This window comes from Arthrobacter antibioticus, from assembly GCF_030063205.1.
Lineage (GTDB): Bacteria > Actinomycetota > Actinomycetes > Actinomycetales > Micrococcaceae > Specibacter.
This window is the reverse complement of record NZ_JASISQ010000001.1, coordinates 421354-439747: the sequence shown is the minus strand read 5'-3', so window position 1 is coordinate 439747 and position 18394 is coordinate 421354. Positions and strand designations below refer to the sequence as shown.

Genomic DNA, 18394 nt, shown 5'->3' with positions numbered 1-18394 from the left:
CTCTAAGGACATGCCGGCAGCTTGGGAAGGACTTGGCTACCACGAGCTCAACGCCATGTTGAACTTGTACAACGCCGACGGCGATATCCAGTTCGATGCTGACAAAGCGGCTGCTCGGCAGTACTTCCTGCAGCATGTGAATAACAACACCGTGTTCTTCCACGACCTGGAAGAAAAGCTGGAATACCTGGTGAAAAACCAGTACTATGAGCGCGAAACGCTTGACCAATACTCAATGAACTTCACCCGTGAGCTCTTCCAGCGCGCTTACAAGAAGAAGTTCCGCTTCGAGACCTTTCTGGGCGCGTTTAAGTTCTACACGTCCTACACGCTGAAAACTTTTGACGGCAACCGCTTCCTGGAGCGCTACGAAGACCGTGTGTGCATGGTTGCCCTGCACCTGGCCCGCGGCAATGAGGAACTGGCCAACAGCATCGTCGATGAAATCATTGGTGGCCGCTTCCAGCCGGCCACCCCCACCTTCTTGAACGCCGGCAAGGCTCAGCGCGGCGAGCTCGTCTCCTGCTTCCTGTTGCGCATCGAAGATAACATGGAGTCCATTGGCCGCTCCATCAACTCCGCGTTGCAGCTGTCCAAGCGTGGTGGCGGCGTTGCTTTTGCCCTCACTAACATCCGCGAAGTTGGCGCACCCATCAAGCAGATCGAGAACCAGTCCTCCGGGGTCATCCCGGTGATGAAGCTTCTCGAGGACAGCTTCTCCTACGCCAACCAGCTCGGTGCACGCCAGGGTGCAGGCGCCGTTTACCTGCACGCCCACCACCCGGATATCAACCGCTTCTTGGACACCAAGCGCGAGAACGCCGACGAGAAGGTCCGCATTAAGACCCTCTCCTTGGGTGTTGTTGTCCCGGACATCACCTTTGATTTGGCCAAGCGCGACGAGGATATGTACCTGTTCTCCCCGTACGACGTTGAAAAGGTGTACGGCGTTCCGTTCTCTGATATCTCGGTCACCGAGAAGTACTACGAAATGGTGGACGACGCACGGATCAAGAAGACCAAGATCAAGGCACGCGAGTTCTTCCAGACGCTCGCCGAGATCCAGTTTGAATCCGGCTACCCGTACATCATGTTTGAAGACACGGTGAACCGCGAAAACCCCATTGAAGGCAAGATCATCATGAGCAACTTGTGCTCTGAGATCCTCCAGGTTTCCGCTCCCACCACGTACAACGATGACCTCTCCTACGCTGAGACCGGCAAAGACATTTCCTGCAACCTGGGCTCGTTGAACATTGCCAAGGCCATGGATTCACCGGACTTTGGCGGCACCATCGAGACGGCCATTCGCACGCTGACAGCCGTCTCTGACATGTCAAACATCACCAGCGTCCCGTCCATCGCCAAGGGCAACCGCCAGTCGCGCGCCATCGGTTTGGGCCAGATGAACCTGCACGGCTACCTTGCCCGTGAGCGGGTCCACTACGGTTCCGAAGAGGGCCTGGACTTCACCAACATTTACTTCTACACGGTGGTGTACCACTGCATCCGGGCCTCGAACCTGTTGGCGATTGAAAACGATTCCACCTTCATCAACTTCGAGAACTCCAAGTACGCCTCGGGTGAATTCTTCGACAAGTACACGGACCAGGAATGGCTGCCGCAGACCGCCCGCGTTGCCGAGCTGTTTGAGGGTATGCACATCCCCACCCAGGATGACTGGCGTGCGCTGAAGGCTTCGGTTATGGAGCACGGTATCTACAACCAGAACCTGCAGGCTGTCCCGCCCACGGGCTCCATCAGCTACATCAACAACTCCACGTCCTCGATCCACCCGATCGCCTCCATGATCGAGATTCGCAAGGAAGGCAAGCTGGGCCGCGTCTACTACCCTGCCCCTTACCTGACCAACAACAACGTTGAGTTCTACAAGGACGCGTACGAGATCGGGTTTGAGAAGATCATCGACACCTACGCCGCTGCCACCCAGCACGTGGATCAGGGTCTGTCGCTGACGTTGTTCTTCAAGGACACGGCCACCACGCGTGATATCAACAAGGCGCAGATTTACGCCTGGCGCAAGGGCATTAAGACCATCTACTACATCCGCCTCCGCCAGCTCGCGCTGGAAGGGACGGAAGTTGAGGGTTGCGTCAGCTGCGCACTCTAACACCGCATAACTGAAGAGCGCGACGGCGGGGGAGACCCGCCGTCGTGCCTTCGGCTTAAGATTGACTAGGCCCCTGCGGCCATAAAATTTTCACAAGGAGAGAAGCAGCGATGACACCGGAAAAGCTGAAGTTGGCGAGCCACGTAAAGGCCATCAACTGGAACCGCATCGAGGACGATAAGGACGTGGAAGTCTGGAACCGCCTCTGCAACAACTTCTGGCTGCCGGAGAAGGTGCCGCTGTCCAACGACGTCCAGTCCTGGGCCACGTTGACACCGGATGAGCAGCTGCTGACCATGCGCGTATTCACCGGGCTGACCTTGCTGGACACCCTGCAGGGTACCGTGGGTGCCGTCTCGCTGATCCCGGATGCCATCACCCCGCATGAGGAGGCTGTTTACACGAACATTGCATTCATGGAATCGGTGCACGCCAAGAGCTACTCCTCGATCTTCTCCACCTTGGCTTCCACGAAGGAAATCGATGAGGCTTTCCGCTGGTCGGTAGAGAACGTGAACTTGCAGAAGAAGGCCCAGATCATTGAGGGCTACTACTATGGTGACGATCCGCTGAAGCGCAAAATTGCTTCGACCTTGTTGGAGTCATTTCTGTTCTACTCGGGCTTCTACCTGCCCATGTACTGGTCTTCACGGGCCAAGCTGACAAACACCGCCGACATGATCCGTCTGATCATCCGCGACGAGGCCGTGCACGGCTACTACATTGGCTACAAGTACCAGAAAGGCTTGGAAGGCCTCTCGGTAGAGCGCAAGGAAGAGTTGAAGGCGTACACCTTCGAGCTCCTCTTTGAACTCTACGAAAACGAGGTCCAGTACACGCACGATCTCTACGACTCCGTCGGCCTGGCCGAGGACGTTAAGAAGTTCCTGCACTACAACGCCAACAAAGCTCTGATGAACTTGGGCTACGAAGCAATGTTCCCCTCGGCCGTCACCGATGTGAACCCGGCCATTCTGTCCGCGCTCTCACCGAACGCCGATGAGAACCATGACTTCTTCTCCGGCTCAGGATCCTCTTATGTCATTGGTAAGGCAGTCAACACCGAAGACGACGACTGGGACTTCTAACTCTTGTCTACACATGATCCCGCAGCCGCAGCAGCCCGTTTCACCCGGGATGCTGCGGCTGTTGTGCGTCCGGGGCACCTGGGCAACGACCGCGATCCCGGCGATGCCTGGGTGACAGGGGAGCAGGGCAGCTTTTGGGGAAAGTTTGGTTCTGCTGGCCTGTTGGTGTTCGACGCCGGCCGTGGAGTCTTGCTGCAGCACCGGGCACTCTGGTCTCACCACGGCGGCACATGGGGTCTGCCCGGCGGCGCCCTCAACCAAGGCGAAACCGCAGTGGATGGAGCACTGCGTGAGGCGTGGGAAGAAGCAGCTGTTCCGCGGGAGAACGTTGAGCTGATGTTCACCTCCGTCTATGACGTTGGCTATTGGAGTTACACCACGGTGGTTGTTACTGCAGTGGTGCCCTTTGAAGCTGTCATCAGTGATCCGGAAAGCATGGCGTTGGAATGGTTCGCACCTGAAACGCTCGACTCCCTAAACTTGCATCCAGGATTTAGTGCAGCTTGGCCCGTCCTGCGCGAACGCCTCCCGCGCTAACCACCCCCTGACGCTCGCTCACTTCACGTCGTATTTTTGCTAACGCTCGCTCACTGAATCAGACGATGTCTGTCGCAGGCACAACACGAAATAGGGGTTGCTACCAGCGAATCTTCTCGAAGTCCCGGCGCAAGCGTATTGCGCGAGTGGGGTTGAGGAACTCAAGCCACGTGATCCTGCCCAACAAGTGGGCACGAAAATCCGTGTGCCCAGCCTGGTTCTGAGTTTCTGGGCCGTGCACCACGCAATTGTGCAGGGTAGCTTTCAAGGCATCAAAGTCGCGGCGGGGCATATTGGTACGCTGGTTCACCACAATGCCCGTGACCTGTTGACGGGTACTGGCCGAGCGCACCCGCGTTTTTCTTTCATTGAGCAGGTGTCCCTCGTCAGCAACTATCACGCTCACGCCACGAATGAAGCTGTCTGCCCGTTGAATCAACGAAGTACCGCCGCTGAAACTCAGGTCATCGGCGTAGCGCGTATAACGCGTATCTGCCTTCTCAGCCCAACCTTGGAGCCGTGAATCCAGTCGTCGTAGTGCCAGGTTGGCCAACATGGGAGACGCAGGTGCGCCCTGTGGCAGATGGGGAATCCGCAATGACTGCGCTAAAGCAAATCGTTCAGCGGAGCTTCCTCCGGCTGGCATTGACGTGATGACCCATGGTGGAACTACATGGGTGCTTAGACCAGTTAGGGTATGAGCCACTGCTTCTGGATAGCCGGCCTGCCGCAGGATCCCGAACACTTTGCCAGCGGTGACTGTGGCAAAGAAACTCGTTAGATCCAGTGAAATGACAGTGTCACTGCCTACATGTTGGGTGGCTCCGCTGACCGCGCTGCGGCCGGGGACAAAACCGTGAGCGCCGTCGTGTAAGGGGAGAGGGCTCAGCAGTTCCTGCAAAACCTTGCGCTGGATTGCCCGCAGGCGCAGCCCTGGAATTTCCAACAACCGTGGCGTTCTGCCCGGACGCACTAGCCATTTGTACCGGTAATGCTGAAGAGGCCCCTTGCCAGCGAGCCGATTCCAGTGGCCGGTATCGGCAAACCACTCCAATTGACCCAGCGTCAGTCCCAGAACTCTAGCTAATTGTGCAAGCCCGGCAATGGCTGGAACGGGGTGGGTTCCTTGGCGTTGCTCGGGCTCGGCGAGTACGTAACGCGCTATCCGTAGAGGCTTTCGCTGGGTGAGGGCCTTAGCGACCGCTCCGGCGAAGGAATCACTTTGGCCAATGTAGGCTGCGAGTTCGCGGGGAGCGTCGGCAGGCTTGTAGTGATAAGCGCCGATGACTGAACTCACCAGCGGTCCCAGCCATCGCCGTCGGACACCCAAAACTTGCGTACCAGCAGCGATTAGCCCGTCAGCGGTCCACGCCGGGGCGGCTAAGAATGCGTGGGCCAGCGCCGCTGCTACGGTTGCCGACGACGGGTGAGGGGTATGGCCACGGAGATGGAAATGGCCGCCTGGAACGTCTCGGCTGGCCGTTTCCGAGTCCGTGCCGTGGGCCTGGCTGTGGACCATGGGTCGATGCCATCCCTTCGTGGTGCCGCAATAGGACGGTGAAGGCCTCAAGACGACTCATCTGTCGGTGCGGGTGGGCTGCTGCGCGAAGCGCAGAGACCCACTCGCGGTGCTTGCTCGAGCAATACTGCGTGCCCCGGGGTATCCCCGGAGAGGAGAGCCCAACATGTGCCTCTCCACCTCGTCGGGAGACCTTCACCTGAATCCACGGTAACCGATGCGTGCGCCGACGTGCAGAGATGTCGCGGTGGCAGTCTCGGCGCCCCGGGGCGAGAGCAGCCGGCTCCACAGTAGGGATCGGCGCGGACCCGGATACCCCCGCTACCCGGATACCCCGGGCGAGGCAGGCCCCGGGCTAGGCAGGCGAGACGGATGATGAGCGGTTGAACTTCTTGAAAAGTGAGCGGCAAATAGAACCGGCAGTGGCTATTGCTGCGGCCACAACCAATGGGGCCAATGAGCCTGAACGGTAGTCTATGAAGTTCAGGAATGAGCTTGCACCGAGTTTCGCCATTTCAGCGGGCTGATAGGCAAGGACACGACTGCCAGCGGCAATACTGATAGCGGCGAACAGGGCAGGTCCAAACCACAGCACGATGAGGCTGAATCCTGCAGCAAGCAAACGAGCTGTTGACATGGAGACCGACCAGGCAATCGCCAGCCCCACTACAACGGCCGGGAACCAGTGGATCAGACCAAGCGTGAAGGAGTTCGGTGACGTTGTCACGTCATTGAGCGGTATGAGGAGTGCTCTAAGCCATGGTGCGAGGGCCACGGCGGCGAAGCTTGCTCCGATCACAGCACCGGAGGCAGGGGCACGCGAAATAAGGAACAGGACCAGGACGCCAACCATGATGGAGGCAATTGTGCCCGCTAATAGTGCAGACAGGTAAAGCTCAGCGGCCTGGTTATCCAGTAATCCGGCTGATACCGTCAGGCTGGCCTGGAGCGTGGCGGCAAGCTGCACACCCAAGAGTCCAATGACCGCTGCCGTGGCGCCAAAGCGGGGAAGTCGTGAACGTCTCAGGCGTAGAATTCCTCCAGCAATGGCCGATCCCGTGATGATGAGCCCGGCAATAAGAGTAAGCATGTACTGGCTAAAGGGGAGAAGTGATATTGGCATTTGACCCGGTGGGGTACTGGTTGCCCAGAGGTTCTGCAGCGACAGACGCATCCCCGTAACGAGCCATGGCAAGAATCCTGCGATGGCCGCCGCTACGCCGATGAAAAGGTAAGCAACTACGTAGCTATTGCTCTTATTACCTGCGTGTTTAGTGTCTGTGCGCATAGTTGGAGAACCCCAGTATCTCAATGGTGAACAAGACTTTTTGTGCGCTAGCTTTTCACAGCTCAAAAGCAGAGCCTATCCCAGTGTCACGGCTACAGTCCCAGTAGCTCGATGGTTCGCTGCCGCATGTCCATCTTGCGGACCTTCCCCGTGACCGTCATGGGGAATTCATCCACCACCAATACATAGCGGGGGACCTTGTGGCGAGAGAGGTGACCGGCACAATATACGCCGATGGCCTCGGCATCCAAGGGTATGGCACCGGGTTTCATCAGAAGCCAGGCGCACAACTCCTCGCCGTAGCGCTCATCCGGCACTCCAATCACCTGGACATCGGCAATGTCGGGATGATGGTACAAAAACTCCTCAATCTCCCGTGGATAGAGATTTTCACCGCCCCGGATGACCATGTCCTTGATGCGGCCCACAATGTTCACGTAACCGTCATTATTCATCACGGCGAGGTCGCCGGTATGCATCCAGCGCTCCTGATCGATGGCCCCGGCAGTCTTCTCAGAATCATTCCAATAGCCCAGCATGACGGAGTAGCCGCGGGTACAAAACTCCCCTGACTCTCCACGGGGGACAGTCTCCCCGGTGGAAGGATCCACGATTTTGACCTCAAGGTGAGGTTGCACCCGTCCCACTGTCTCGGTTCGGTGGGCCACGTCGTCGTCCATTAACGTTTGCATCGACACCGGCGAGGTTTCCGTCATGCCGTACGCAATGGAAACACCTTCCATATGCATCTCGGTCATGCACCGCTTCATGACTTCCACGGGGCACGGAGAACCAGCCATGATGCCGGTGCGTAAACTACTCAAGTCATAACTGGCAAAGTCCGGCACATTTTGTGCGGCGATGAACATGGTGGGTACCCCGTACAGGGCTGTGCAGCGTTCCTCCTGGACGGCACGCAAGGTGGCGGCAGGATCGAACGCGGCCGCCGGAATGACCACGGCGGCCCCATGAGTCGACGCGCCCAGATTACCCATGACCATGCCGAAGCAGTGATAGAACGGCACAGGAACGCAGAGCTTGTCATGCTCGGTGAAGCCGATTGTTTCCGTCACAAAGTAGCCATTATTGAGGATGTTGCGGTGGCTCAACGTGGCGCCCTTGGGGTAGCCGGTGGTCCCTGAGGTGTACTGGATATTGATGGGATCATCTGGAGTCAGGGCGTTCATGGCACGCTCGACGGCGTCAGCTGGCACTGACTGCCCGCCAGCCACGAGCTCGTCCCAGGAAGGCGTGCCGATGTAGATTGCCGCCGTGAGGTCCGGGCAGTCGGGACGGATCTGATTGATCATGGCTCGGTAGTCTGAGCCTTTGAAGTCAGGCAGCGCCACGATCATCGACATCCCGGATTGTGAGATGGCGTACTTAAGTTCATGGACCCGGTATGACGGATTGACGTTGACCAAGATGGCACCGATCTTGGCGGTGGCGAATTGCAGGATCACCCATTCAGGCACGTTGGGTGCCCAAATGCCTATGCGATCGCCGGTGACTATCCCGGCGGCGAGCAGCCCGCGGGCCAGAGCATCGACGTCGTCATTTAGCTGGGCATAGCTCCACCGCCGGCCCGAGGGCCTGTCAATGAGGGCCTCCCGAGCAGGAAATCGTGCGGCCGTGCGCTGGAAGTTCGCACCAATGGTGCTCTCCAAAAGAGGAGTTGTGGAGGTGCCGGACGTGTAGGAAGCCTGAACATCGGTGGTCATCTTCCGATGCTAACGCCCAAATCAGTTAATGTGTACTAACTCACGTGAGCAGGTTGTTTGTGTCCTGAAAACCAGCTGCCCTGCGCCTGGTCGTCCCGGTGGAAGCGATCATTGTCACCGGAACATAATTAGGGCAACCTCACCAGTCTTCGCTACTATAAGAGAAGACCAATAGGCCACAGTTGTGTGGCCAAATTCTGTTCTGCACCCAGGGGGTAGCGCACGCTCATGATGGACAGCATCCTCTCCTTACCTTTTGTCTGGGCCTTCCTGATTCTGTTCGTTATAGTCATGCTTCGCTCCAACGCAACTTACTGGGTCGGCCGCGGTCTGGCTGCCGGCGGCCGAAAGACCGCGCTGGCGAAACATTTAGACTCCGCAGCTGTGCAGCGGGCCGAGAAAATCATTGCACGCTGGGGAGCACCGGCCGTGAGCGTGAGCTTCCTGACCATCGGGGTGCAAACAGCTATCAACATGGCTGCAGGCCTTGGCCGCATGCCTTTGCGCCGCTATATTCCAGCCACGGTGGCAGGGTCCATCGCGTGGGCTTGCATCTACGCAACAATCGGTTTGGCCGCGTTCGAGGCAGCCCTTGCCGCTGCGGCGGGATCACCGTGGGCCTTGATTACGTTGGTGCTCGGCGTTGGCGTTATAGGTTTGGCTATCCACTTGTTGCGAGTCTCCCGGACCCGCAAACTGGACCAGAGTGCCGTGGATGATTGCCCCGTTATGACTCCCGAGACAGCCGTGCGTCCAACTCTGCAGGCCTAAGAGAAATTGCTGTGGCAGGCGCTGCTGCCGGTAGAGTCGTAGCCATGTCGCAGACCACCACGGGCGCAGCCGCTGACACCGCTGACGCCCATACATTCCCCGTTGACAGTAATTCTTACTACCGCCACCTCGGTGAGAACCGCTACGAATCAACCGTGCATGCCCAGGGTGCTTGGAACTCGCACGAACAGCATATGGCCCCGGTCACGGGCATCATGGTTCACGCCTTGGAGCAATACCGGCCACGCGATGACATGCGTCTGGCCCGGTTGAGCTTTGATATTTTGGGCTTGATTCCCGCCGGAGAATTCACTATCGAAACCATGCTCCTACGTCCTGGGCGGACCATTGAGCTACTCCAGGCGGAGCTGATTGCCGAGGGTCGGGTTGCAGTGCGCGTCACGGCATGGCGTCTGCAAAAAAATGACACAACCGCTGTTGAAGCCTACGCGGATGAACCCCTCGATAGCCTTGAGAGATCCATCCCCTGGGACGGCATGACTATCTGGCCAGGGGGTTTCATCAAAACTCTCGAGGGCCGTTCTTGCCCCGGACATGCCCCGGGCCGGGGGCGGGCCTGGTTACACAGTCCGTTTACCATGCTCGACGGCGGAGAGCACTCTTCTGCGTTGGTGCGGCTGCTGGGGCTGGCCGATAGCGCCAATGGGGTTTCCGCGCGCATGACGCCGGAGCCGGGCGGCTATATGTTCCCCAATGTGGACCTTTCCATCCACATCTACCGTGAACCGGTAGGGCAGTGGCTGGGACTGGACACCCATGTCAGTCTCGGCGCAGATGGGATCGGATTGACCTCCTCGGTACTTAACGATGTGAACGGCCCCTTTGGGCGAACGGAACAGATATTAACAGTTCGTCCTATTCCACTGAGCAAGTGAACCGGATTGTTGCTCCGCGGTTGGAGGTCCGCAAGCAGCTCATAAATCTTGGCGCTGAGGCTGATCTACACCACGCTCTGGACCTTCTGGGCCAAGTGAAAACGGGCCTGCAGGGGGATATGCTGCGTTTCTACCGGCCAGAACCCACAGTAGCTTTTGGCCAGCGCGACACAAGGCTGGCAGGATTTTCCGCCGCGGAACAAGCATCAAGGGACAACGGTTTTATGCCGGCCGTGCGCCGTGCCGGCGGGCGGGCTGCCGCCTATCATCAGGGCACGTTGATTGTTGACCACATCCAGCATGAGAACGATTCCATAGCCGGCGCCAAGGGCCGTTTTGGTTTCTTCGGCGACCTCTTTACCCAAGCCCTGCGCTCCCTCGGGGTGGATGCCGGCGTGGGAGAGATCCCCGGGGAATACTGTCCGGGAGAATTCAGCGTCTTTGGTCGCTCTGCCTCAAGCAACGTCAAGCTGGTGGGTACGGCTCAACGGGTTGTGGCGGGCGCCTGGCTGTTTAGTTCAGTGATTGTCGTGGAAAACTCAGCTCCAATCCGCAAGGTCCTTGTTGACAGCTATGCGGCACTTGAGCTGCAGTGGGACCCTGCCACGGCGGGTGCCGTAGAAGATCTGCGCCCAGGATTGAGCGTGGAGGATGTAGAAGCAGCTATTTTGGCGGTTTATGCCAAGCACACAGAGCTGTTCGAGTCATAACGGGAGTCTGCGTACTTGTATTGACCGTTGAGGTTGGAGATGATGACACTCCATCGTCCTCTGGGGTGTCATCATCTCCAACCTCAACGGCGGATACCACAGGTGCTGTTACTGCTGATCAGCCAGGATTCCTGGAGTCTCCGCAGCAATAGTTGTTGAGTCACCGTGGCCGGTGTTGACTATTGTTTCGCCCGGCAACACCAGCAACCGACTCTTGATAGAGGTAACGATCGTGGGGAAGTCGCTATAGGAACGTCCCGTAGCTCCCGGACCACCATTGAATAAGGTATCACCGGAAAAGACTGTCCCCAGCCCTAGTGCATGGAAGCACGTGGACCCGGGGGAGTGCCCGGGGGTGTGCAATGCAAGCAACCGTATGCCGGCTACTTCAAAGCTGTCACCGTCCGCGATGGGCGCATCCGGAGTTGTCCCCGGGTAGATCTTCTCCCACAGCATCTGGTCCTCCGGATTCATCAGCACGGGCGCACCCACCAGCGTCGCAAAATCGCGGGCGTGGCGGATATGGTCGTCATGACCGTGCGTGAGCAATACAGCCTTGACTTTCCTGGTGCCAACAGCCGTCGCGATAGCCTCAGGATCATGGGCCGGGTCAATGACATAGACCTCTGTGTCATCACCAACGATCCAAACGTTGTTCTCTACATCCCAGGTGCCGCCGTCGAGCGAGAATGTCCCGGAAGTAACTAAACGTTCAATGCGCGCGCTCATGCCATTTCCACCACTGAGCGCAGTACGGAGCCTTCGCCCATCTTGGTGAAGGCCGCTTCAATGTCGTTAATGGTGATCCGCTCACTCACAAAGGTGTCCAGATCCAACTTGCCCTGCTTGTACAGGTCTACGAGCATGGGGAAGTCACGCGAAGGCAGGCAATCTCCGTACCACGAGGACTTCAATGAGCCGCCGCGCCCAAACACGTCCAGCAGAGGCAGCTCCAATGTCATCTCAGGCGTTGGAACTCCCACCAAAACCACTGTTCCGGCCAGATCGCGGGCATAGAAGGCCTGCTTGTATGTTTCGGGACGTCCGACGGCGTCAATCACCACATCTGCGCCGAACCCGCCCGTGTGGTTTTGGATGGCGAGGACAGCGTCCTGCTTTGTGGAATCCACAGTGTGTGTGGCGCCGAGTGCCAAAGCACCCTTGAGCTTCTTGGGATCCCTGTCAACAGCGATCACAGTTGTTGCCCCGGCGAGGACCGCCCCGGCGATGGCTGCGGAGCCGACGCCGCCGCAACCAATGACGGCCACAGAATCCCCACGCTTAATGGCGCCGGTGTTGATGGCCGCACCGATACCTGCCATGACTCCGCAGCCTAAAAGGCCTACAGCACCAGGGTCAACCTCGGGGTCAACTTTGGTGCACTGCCCGGCAGCCACAAGCGTCTTTTCAATGAACGCACCAATACCCAACGCCGGAGTCAGGACCGTGCCGTCCTCGAGCGTCATTTTCTGGGTGGCATTCTCCGTGTCAAAGCAATACTGGGGTTGGCCCTTGGCGCAGGCCCGACACGTTCCGCAGACAGCGCGCCAGTTCAAAATGACGCGGTCACCTGGCACAACATTTGTGACACCCGCACCTACTGCGTTGACTACACCCGTAGCCTCATGACCTAGCAAGAAGGGGAAGTCATCATTGATTCCGCCTTGTTTATAATGCAAATCGGTGTGGCAGACACCACTGGTGAGGATGTCAACCAGAGCTTCACCGGGGCCGGGGTCCGGCACCAAGATGGTCTCCAATGTGACCGGGGCGTTCTTACTGAGCACCACGGCGCCCTTAACTTTATGAACCTTGTTAACCATGAAAAGCTCCTTAGCAGCGGTATTCCTGTCGGGAACGGCCATTGGGGTCCTGACAGGCTACACGGATTGAGGGGGTGGGGCGGGTTTTACCTAAACGCCGAGCCGTTCCTTAACGTCCTTGAGGGAAGGATTCGTTGCGGCTGTGCCGTCGGGGAACAAAATAGTGGGGACCGTTTGGTTACCATTGTTCAGGCTCTCAACAAGTTCGGCAGTGCCGGGGACATCTTCGATGTTTATTTCCGTATAGCCGATCCCGGAGGCGTCCAGTTGTTTCTTTAGACGCTTGCAATAGCCACACCAAGTGGTTGAAAACATCGTGATAGTACCGGCGTCGGGGGTAAAGTCCACGTCAAATGCTCCTTGCAGAATAAGTTTTTATGTTTCTACTTTGTTCAACGCTACCGGTGCGGGTACATATTCCTTATTTTGTGCCACGATGGACACCATGTGCGGACGATACGTGATGGCCAGGGCTGTTGGAGATTTGGTTGCAGAACTGGAGGCGGAGGCTGATGCGTCCCTAGAACTGCGTGCCTCTTACAACGTTGCCCCCACAGCCGATGTACCCATTGTCCTTGAAAGGCTTATTGACGGGGTAAAGCACCGCCAGATTCACATGGCTACGTGGGGACTGGTGCCTGGGTGGGCGAAGGACCCTGCGGTGGGTGTGCGTGCCTTCAACGCACGTAGTGAAACCGCAGCTGAGAAGCCCACTTTTCGTGCCGCCATGAAGTCGAAGCGTTGCTGCGTGCCTGTACAGGGCTATTACGAGTGGAAGAAATCACCCGATGGCAAGACCAAGCAGCCATACTTTGTGCATTCCTTGGATGGTTCGCTGATCACTTTTGCCGGGCTCTATGAGTGGTGGAAAGATCCCTTGAAGGAAAATGGCTCACCGGAGCAGTGGCTGCTGTCCTGCACCATTTTAACTATGGCAGCACCGCCGGAAGGTGAATTGGCCATGCTACATGACAGGCTGCCAGTGCCGCTGAGTCAGGAGGGGTTAGCGGATTGGTTGGATCCGCAGAACAAGGAAGTTGCCCCGCTTCTCAAGACGGCACTTGGAGAAGCGTGGGCTTTGGCTGAGGGTTGGATGCTTTACGCTGTTTCCACAGATGTTGGAAATGTGCGCAATAACTCACCCGAGTTGATTGTTCCGCTAGCTCAGTGACTAACTCAGTGATTAGCTCAGCGACTAGGGCATTAGGGGTAGGGGCAAAAGCGAGAAAGCCTTAGTCGTCAGTTTCTTCTGGTGACCAGCGATGGAAGTCAAGGGATAGATAAAGTGCCAACGCGGCGGAGTTGGTGGCTTCAACCCGCAAGGCCACATCGCTTTGGCCCTCGTTGAAAAGAGTGTCCAAAGTGGCAAGGACCAAGTCTTCGGCGAGGCCTTGGCGGCGGTGCCCTCGGTCGGTAATAAGTTCGATGATGAACGGCGCATCGGGAGTGTCTTCGCCAATAGCGCGTTCCACAACCAATACTGCGGCCACAATTTTGCCCTGGTCATCTAACGCTACGTGGGAAGCTTCGGGGAGAAATCGGCCATATTTTCCTGCCATCGAGGCCTGGATATCGGCTAGTGCAACCTCGATAGACTCGCCAGCCAGTCCAGCGTCATAAGCGGTGAAATAAAGTTCACCGAGGCGGGGGATGTCAGTTTCCAGCACAGTTCTTGATGCTGTTTTGAGGTCGCGTTCCAACGGATTGGTTTTAGCGATGAGGGTGACCATGTCAGTCATGGAACGCTCCTTTGAAATCGGTGTGGCGCCAGCAGTCCGGCTAAGACAATGGCCATAAGGCCATGCTAGACGCCTGTTGCGTTGTCAGCTATCTACTTAACGCTTTCTGTGCGGAAGAATTCCCGCCTCGCGTTACTTCCCAATTGGCGGTTACTTTCCGCGTGAAGATGAGCGTACACTTAAATCCATTAGTATATATGTACTAATACGTTTGACGCACCTAGGACATGTCGTGTGTTTAGGGTGAGGACGGAGATCGCGCATGGGTATCTTTAGTGAGGCTATCACCGTGCTGACCTCATCTGATGGTGTGCCGTTGCAGTTGTGGTGGCGGGAGGAATTTTATGCCATTTCGGCTGATCCCCTGTGCTGGTATGAGCGCCGATCCTGGTGGGAGAGCGAGAAACGCGTGCGTCCGGGGGAAGGAGTAGGGGTTGTTGACAGGCAAATGTGGCGGTTGCAGGTCCATCGGGAAGAGGCAGGGCAAGGTCCTGCAGAAGCTGCACATGAAAGTTTAACCGTTGATGTGGTGCGCTACCGGCCTAGTGAACGGTGGCGCGTCATAAAGATATATGACGCTGTGGATGAGTTGTTTATGGAGGAGCAGGGCGGTGCGTAACTTTGTCCATTTGCATAGCTACTCCGCCTACAGTGCCCACTTTGGGGTTTCCTGGCCCGACGATCTTGCCCAAACGGCCGCAGTGGACGGTGATGCGCTGGCTGTCACCGACCGGGACGGTCTTTATGGCTCGGTAAAACATGTTAAAGCGTGCATGGCCGCTGGAATAGACCCAATCATTGGTGTGGACCTTGCCGTTTTGGAAGAAGGCTCGGAGGGTCTTGAAAAAGTGGGAAGGGTGGTTGTCCTAGCCCATGGAAACGCTTGTATGGCCCCGGGGGCAGGATACGCCGCCCTGTGCAGCCTGATCTCGGCCGCCCATAACCAGCCGGTGGTGGGGATCACGCTGGAGCAGCTGGCTGCCGGTGTGCTTGATCCGGAGACTCAGAAGCCGGCGTTGACAGTATTGTTGGGTCCCTACTCACCCGTTGGCAGGTCGTTGAACGGGCGCAAGTATTTACTTCCGCGCACAAAATTTTTGGCGTGGCGCAACGCCATGCCAGCAGGGTCAATGGTTGTTGAGATCCTCAGCCATCTCAGTACCCCTGGCGCTCCCATGAGCACAGCTCACGCGGTGCGGATGCTAAAGCTGGCGCAGGAATTCGGTGTTCCTGCCGTTCTGAGCAACGCGGCGCGCTACACCCGTGAGGAGGACGCGCCTACAGCAGATGTTCTGGATGCTGCGCGGAACATTGCCCCTCTTGAGCGTCTCCACGATTTGCAACCTACGGGTCAGGCCTGGCTTAAAAGCGCCGCCCAGATGGCCGCAGTAGCTAAAGAAATTGTGTACCAAAGCGGCTACGGCAGTGCCGAGCTGGAACAGCTGTGGGCCAACACAGCCCAGTTGGCTGACAAGTGCAGGCTGGACCCGGCCAGCGATCTGGGCTGGAAAAAACCAACCACCCCTGAACTGGATGTTTTGGGACTGTCCCAGCCGGCGGGCATCGAACTACGCCAGCGCAGCGAAGCAGGGCTTGTTCAACGGTTTGGGGACCTCCGTGGTGAGAAGCTGCACAAAGTCCGCAACCGGCTTGAGATGGAACTGGCCACTATTGGTGGGCTGGGTTTCGAATCGTACTTTCTGACTGTGGCCGAAGTCTCTGAAATGATTCGCGAAATGGGGGTGCGCCGGGCAGCAAGAGGTTCCGGGGCGTCGTCGTTGGTTAATTATGTTTTGGGCGTTAGCGCTGTTGACCCTATAGCCAACGACCTCCTTTTTGAAAGATTTCTTTCCAGTGACAGGTCTACGCTGCCTGACATTGATCTTGATGTGGAAAGTGCTCAACGCCATAACGTGTATAGGCGAATATTTTCTCGTTTTGGTGCCAAACGAGTCACCTTGATGAGTATGCAAAATAGTTATCGTGCTCGCGGTGCTGTGAGGGACGCGGGGCTGGCGTTGGGGATAGAAAAACGGGAAATTGATCAAATTGCCAAGCAATTGTGGCGTTTCTCGGCGGGTTCTTTCAGGGAAGCGTTGGAGGAGAAGCCTGAACTGCGAGATTTTGCGGATCAAGTCCGGCAGTCTCGCTACAACCAAGAAGGTGGAGACCCTGAGGGGGAGGAGCGCGAAGAGTTCAGTCAAGCCGGCGGCGCCCGGGAACGCGGTGGCCAGTTGGATCTACTGGTTGACCTCACCGAGCGTCTGGACAGGCTGCCCAGGCATATTTCAATGCACCCGTGTGGAGTGATCTTGGGGGATTCCTCGTTGCTGAGCCGCACGCCTGTCCAGCCCAGTGGGATGGGGCTGCCCATGAGCCAGTTCGACAAACATGACATGGATGCAATGGGAATGCTCAAACTCGACGTCCTGGGTGTGCGCATGCAAAGTGCCATGGCTTATGCGGTGCGAGAAGTCATCCGGTTACACCCGTCGAAGAAGGCTGTGGCAGCTGAAGGCGGGCATACCCCTGACGCCCCTTTCATCGGCGAGGATGGTGGGATCGATCTTGACGCCGTCCCGCTCGACGACGAACCCACTTTTGAGCTGATCCGCAGCACCCACACGCTGGGTTGCTTTCAAATTGAGTCACCGGGGCAGCGGGAGCTGGTGGGAAAAATGGCCCCCACAGAGTTCAGTGACCTTGTCATTGACATTTCGCTGTTCCGACCTGGGCCCATGAAATCAAATATGGTGAAACCTTTTTTAGAGAGCCGGGCAGGTTTCGCGCAAGCACACTACGCTCATTCGGACCTCATACCAGTGCTGCAGGAAACCCATGGAGTGACGGTTTTTCACGAACAGGTACTGCGCACCTTCAGCACTATGACCAAGTGCACATTGTCCCGGGCGGACGAGTTTAGGCGTCAGCTGGGGAACCCAATGTTGGAACCGGTTGTGGAAAAGTACTTTAGGGACAACTCGGCAGAGCATGGCTACAGCCAGGCCGTCATTGAGGAGGTGTGGGAGACGCTGAGGGCCTTTGGAAGCTTTGGTTTTTGCAAGGCCCATGGTGCTGCTTTCGCCATTCCGACCTACCAATCCGCTTGGCTAAAAGCACACCACCCTGCGGAGTTTTTGGCAGGCTTGTGGGAACACGATCCAGGTATGTACCCGCGGCGTTTATTGGTTTCCGAGGCCAGACGCCTGGGCATACCCATCCTTGCCCTTGATATCAATGCAAGCACCGGGGAGTACCGGGCGGAGCGGGTTATTAAGGATGTGGTGGGCAGGTATGTCAGTGGTAAGGATGCTGAGGGCGAGGCTGTGACCGGCATCCGGCTAAGTCTGGCCGGGGTATACGGCGTTTCGGGTACAGAACTCAAACGCATTGTGGCCGGTCAACCCTATGAATCTCTAGCGGACCTGCGTGACCGGGCCAAAATGAGCCGACCAACCTTGAAACGCTTGGCCCAGCTGGGAGCCCTGGATTCCCTGCACCGTCAGGCACAAGTTGGGACAGGGAATACGGCCAACAGGGCGGACCTCGTTGCACACGTCAATAGCCTGCCGGCGCATAAGTCAAATAAACGAACCCAAGCTATTACCGGACAGTTGGCATTGCCCTTAGAGGATATTGAACTGGGCAGCCTTCAGGCGATCCACTCGCCAGCAGATTTGGCGCAGACGGTGGGTACGGAACTGGATTTGTTGTCCTTGGATGTCAGTGGACACCTGATGGATAGTTATGCCCCACTGTTGGACCGGCTGGGTGTGATCCGAGCCGAACACTTGCTGGCTCTGCGCAATAATACGGAAGTCTTGGTGGCGGGGGTGCGGGTGGCAACCCAAACACCGCCCATGCGGGGCGGGAAACGGGTAGTGTTCATCAGCATCGATGACGGCACTGGGTGTGTGGATACAACGTTCTTCACCGAGGCGCAGGAAAAGTCCGGACCATTGCTTTTTGGTACCCGAATACTGCTCATTCGCGGGCTCACGCGACGCACAGGTCCACGTGGGATCACGGTGCAAGCGTTGGAAGCCTGGGATCTACAAAACACCCATCTACTCCCGGAGCCGCCCGTGTTGGTTGGTGCCCCGGCAAACCGATACCATCAAAGAGGCTCACAGCAACCCCCGTATGTTGCTTAAACATGGAGTCACACCGG

Annotated in this window: 16 protein-coding genes; 9 read left to right on the top strand and 7 right to left on the bottom strand. The window is 57.4% G+C overall.

Annotated elements, in window-relative coordinates; translation table 11 throughout:
* Positions 1-10 precede the first annotated feature (10 nt).
* The 3 genes from nrdE to QMG40_RS02010 all read left to right on the top strand — a co-directional run bounded on the left by nrdE (position 11) and on the right by QMG40_RS02010 (position 3756).
* Complete coding sequence (gene nrdE / locus QMG40_RS02020; protein WP_283528577.1) at positions 11-2131, top strand: class 1b ribonucleoside-diphosphate reductase subunit alpha; 2121 nt, start codon at positions 11-13, stop codon at positions 2129-2131.
* A gap of 110 nt (positions 2132-2241) precedes the next feature.
* Positions 2242-3219, top strand: a complete 978-nt coding sequence (nrdF, locus tag QMG40_RS02015) for a class 1b ribonucleoside-diphosphate reductase subunit beta (protein ID WP_283527394.1) — start codon at positions 2242-2244, stop codon at positions 3217-3219.
* 63 nt (positions 3220-3282) lie between these two features.
* Positions 3283-3756: an NUDIX domain-containing protein gene (locus QMG40_RS02010; protein WP_283528575.1), complete on the top strand. Its 474-nt coding sequence runs from the start codon at positions 3283-3285 to the stop codon at positions 3754-3756.
* Between the two features lie 100 nt (positions 3757-3856).
* On the opposite strand, the gene QMG40_RS02005 is transcribed toward QMG40_RS02010, so the two are convergent.
* The 3 genes from QMG40_RS02005 to QMG40_RS01995 all read right to left on the bottom strand — a co-directional run bounded on the left by QMG40_RS02005 (position 3857) and on the right by QMG40_RS01995 (position 8284).
* Positions 3857-5275 (bottom strand): reverse transcriptase family protein, encoded by a 1419-nt coding sequence (locus QMG40_RS02005; RefSeq protein ID WP_283527392.1) that lies wholly within the window; start codon positions 5273-5275, stop codon positions 3857-3859.
* Positions 5276-5630: 355 nt separating this feature from the next.
* Positions 5631-6563, bottom strand: a complete 933-nt coding sequence (locus QMG40_RS02000) for a hypothetical protein (protein ID WP_283527390.1) — start codon at positions 6561-6563, stop codon at positions 5631-5633.
* Positions 6564-6655: 92 nt separating this feature from the next.
* Positions 6656-8284, bottom strand: coding sequence for an AMP-binding protein (locus QMG40_RS01995; RefSeq protein WP_283527388.1), 1629 nt, complete (start codon positions 8282-8284; stop codon positions 6656-6658).
* Between the two features lie 228 nt (positions 8285-8512).
* Between QMG40_RS01995 and QMG40_RS01990 the strand changes: the two genes are divergently transcribed.
* Genes QMG40_RS01990 through QMG40_RS01980 form a run of 3 tightly spaced genes read left to right on the top strand, consistent with a single transcriptional unit; the run spans position 8513 to position 10661 of the window.
* The gene (locus tag QMG40_RS01990; RefSeq protein ID WP_283527386.1) at positions 8513-9055 is read left to right on the top strand and encodes a DedA family protein; all 543 of its coding nucleotides are present in this window, start codon (positions 8513-8515) and stop codon (positions 9053-9055) included.
* 44 nt (positions 9056-9099) lie between these two features.
* Positions 9100-9951, top strand: a complete 852-nt coding sequence (locus tag QMG40_RS01985) for a thioesterase family protein (protein WP_283527384.1) — start codon at positions 9100-9102, stop codon at positions 9949-9951.
* A complete protein-coding gene (locus tag QMG40_RS01980; RefSeq protein ID WP_283527381.1) occupies positions 9948-10661 on the top strand; it encodes a lipoate--protein ligase family protein in 714 nt (237 codons plus the stop codon). The genes QMG40_RS01985 and QMG40_RS01980 overlap by 4 nt, the downstream gene beginning before the upstream one ends.
* A 108-nt stretch (positions 10662-10769) precedes the next feature.
* Here the strand turns inward: QMG40_RS01980 and QMG40_RS01975 are convergent, their stop codons facing one another.
* From QMG40_RS01975 to QMG40_RS01965, 3 genes are all read right to left on the bottom strand, one after another.
* Complete coding sequence (locus QMG40_RS01975) at positions 10770-11390, bottom strand: MBL fold metallo-hydrolase (protein WP_283527379.1); 621 nt, start codon at positions 11388-11390, stop codon at positions 10770-10772.
* Positions 11387-12484 (bottom strand): S-(hydroxymethyl)mycothiol dehydrogenase, encoded by a 1098-nt coding sequence (locus tag QMG40_RS01970; RefSeq protein ID WP_283527377.1) that lies wholly within the window; start codon positions 12482-12484, stop codon positions 11387-11389. Before QMG40_RS01970 ends, QMG40_RS01975 begins: the two co-directional genes overlap by 4 nt.
* Before the next feature lie 90 nt (positions 12485-12574).
* The gene (locus tag QMG40_RS01965) at positions 12575-12832 is read right to left on the bottom strand and encodes a mycoredoxin (RefSeq protein WP_283527375.1); all 258 of its coding nucleotides are present in this window, start codon (positions 12830-12832) and stop codon (positions 12575-12577) included.
* 97 nt (positions 12833-12929) lie between these two features.
* Between QMG40_RS01965 and QMG40_RS01960 the strand changes: the two genes are divergently transcribed.
* Positions 12930-13655: an SOS response-associated peptidase gene (locus tag QMG40_RS01960; RefSeq protein ID WP_283527373.1), complete on the top strand. Its 726-nt coding sequence runs from the start codon at positions 12930-12932 to the stop codon at positions 13653-13655.
* Between the two features lie 61 nt (positions 13656-13716).
* On the opposite strand, the gene QMG40_RS01955 is transcribed toward QMG40_RS01960, so the two are convergent.
* Positions 13717-14223, bottom strand: a complete 507-nt coding sequence (locus QMG40_RS01955) for a GNAT family N-acetyltransferase (protein WP_283527371.1) — start codon at positions 14221-14223, stop codon at positions 13717-13719.
* Positions 14224-14485: 262 nt separating this feature from the next.
* Here QMG40_RS01955 and QMG40_RS01950 point away from each other — a divergent pair, with 262 nt between their 5' ends.
* Positions 14486-14842 (top strand): DUF6504 family protein, encoded by a 357-nt coding sequence (locus QMG40_RS01950; protein ID WP_283527369.1) that lies wholly within the window; start codon positions 14486-14488, stop codon positions 14840-14842.
* The gene (locus QMG40_RS01945; RefSeq protein WP_283527367.1) at positions 14835-18377 is read left to right on the top strand and encodes a DNA polymerase III subunit alpha; all 3543 of its coding nucleotides are present in this window, start codon (positions 14835-14837) and stop codon (positions 18375-18377) included. Before QMG40_RS01950 ends, QMG40_RS01945 begins: the two co-directional genes overlap by 8 nt.
* Positions 18378-18394: the final 17 nt, after the last annotated feature.

Coding starts and splice junctions, on each gene's coding strand:
- nrdE (WP_283528577.1), top strand. CDS start 11: ATGCCGGCAGCTTGGGAAGGACTTGGCTACCACGAGCTCAACGCCATG.
- nrdF (WP_283527394.1), top strand. CDS start 2,242: ATGACACCGGAAAAGCTGAAGTTGGCGAGCCACGTAAAGGCCATCAAC.
- QMG40_RS02005 (WP_283527392.1), bottom strand. CDS start 5,275: ATGGTCCACAGCCAGGCCCACGGCACGGACTCGGAAACGGCCAGCCGA.
- QMG40_RS02000 (WP_283527390.1), bottom strand. CDS start 6,563: ATGCGCACAGACACTAAACACGCAGGTAATAAGAGCAATAGCTACGTA.
- QMG40_RS01995 (WP_283527388.1), bottom strand. CDS start 8,284: ATGACCACCGATGTTCAGGCTTCCTACACGTCCGGCACCTCCACAACT.
- QMG40_RS01990 (WP_283527386.1), top strand. CDS start 8,513: ATGATGGACAGCATCCTCTCCTTACCTTTTGTCTGGGCCTTCCTGATT.
- QMG40_RS01985 (WP_283527384.1), top strand. CDS start 9,100: ATGTCGCAGACCACCACGGGCGCAGCCGCTGACACCGCTGACGCCCAT.
- QMG40_RS01975 (WP_283527379.1), bottom strand. CDS start 11,390: ATGAGCGCGCGCATTGAACGTTTAGTTACTTCCGGGACATTCTCGCTC.
- QMG40_RS01970 (WP_283527377.1), bottom strand. CDS start 12,484: ATGGTTAACAAGGTTCATAAAGTTAAGGGCGCCGTGGTGCTCAGTAAG.
- QMG40_RS01960 (WP_283527373.1), top strand. CDS start 12,930: ATGTGCGGACGATACGTGATGGCCAGGGCTGTTGGAGATTTGGTTGCA.
- QMG40_RS01955 (WP_283527371.1), bottom strand. CDS start 14,223: ATGACTGACATGGTCACCCTCATCGCTAAAACCAATCCGTTGGAACGC.
- QMG40_RS01950 (WP_283527369.1), top strand. CDS start 14,486: ATGGGTATCTTTAGTGAGGCTATCACCGTGCTGACCTCATCTGATGGT.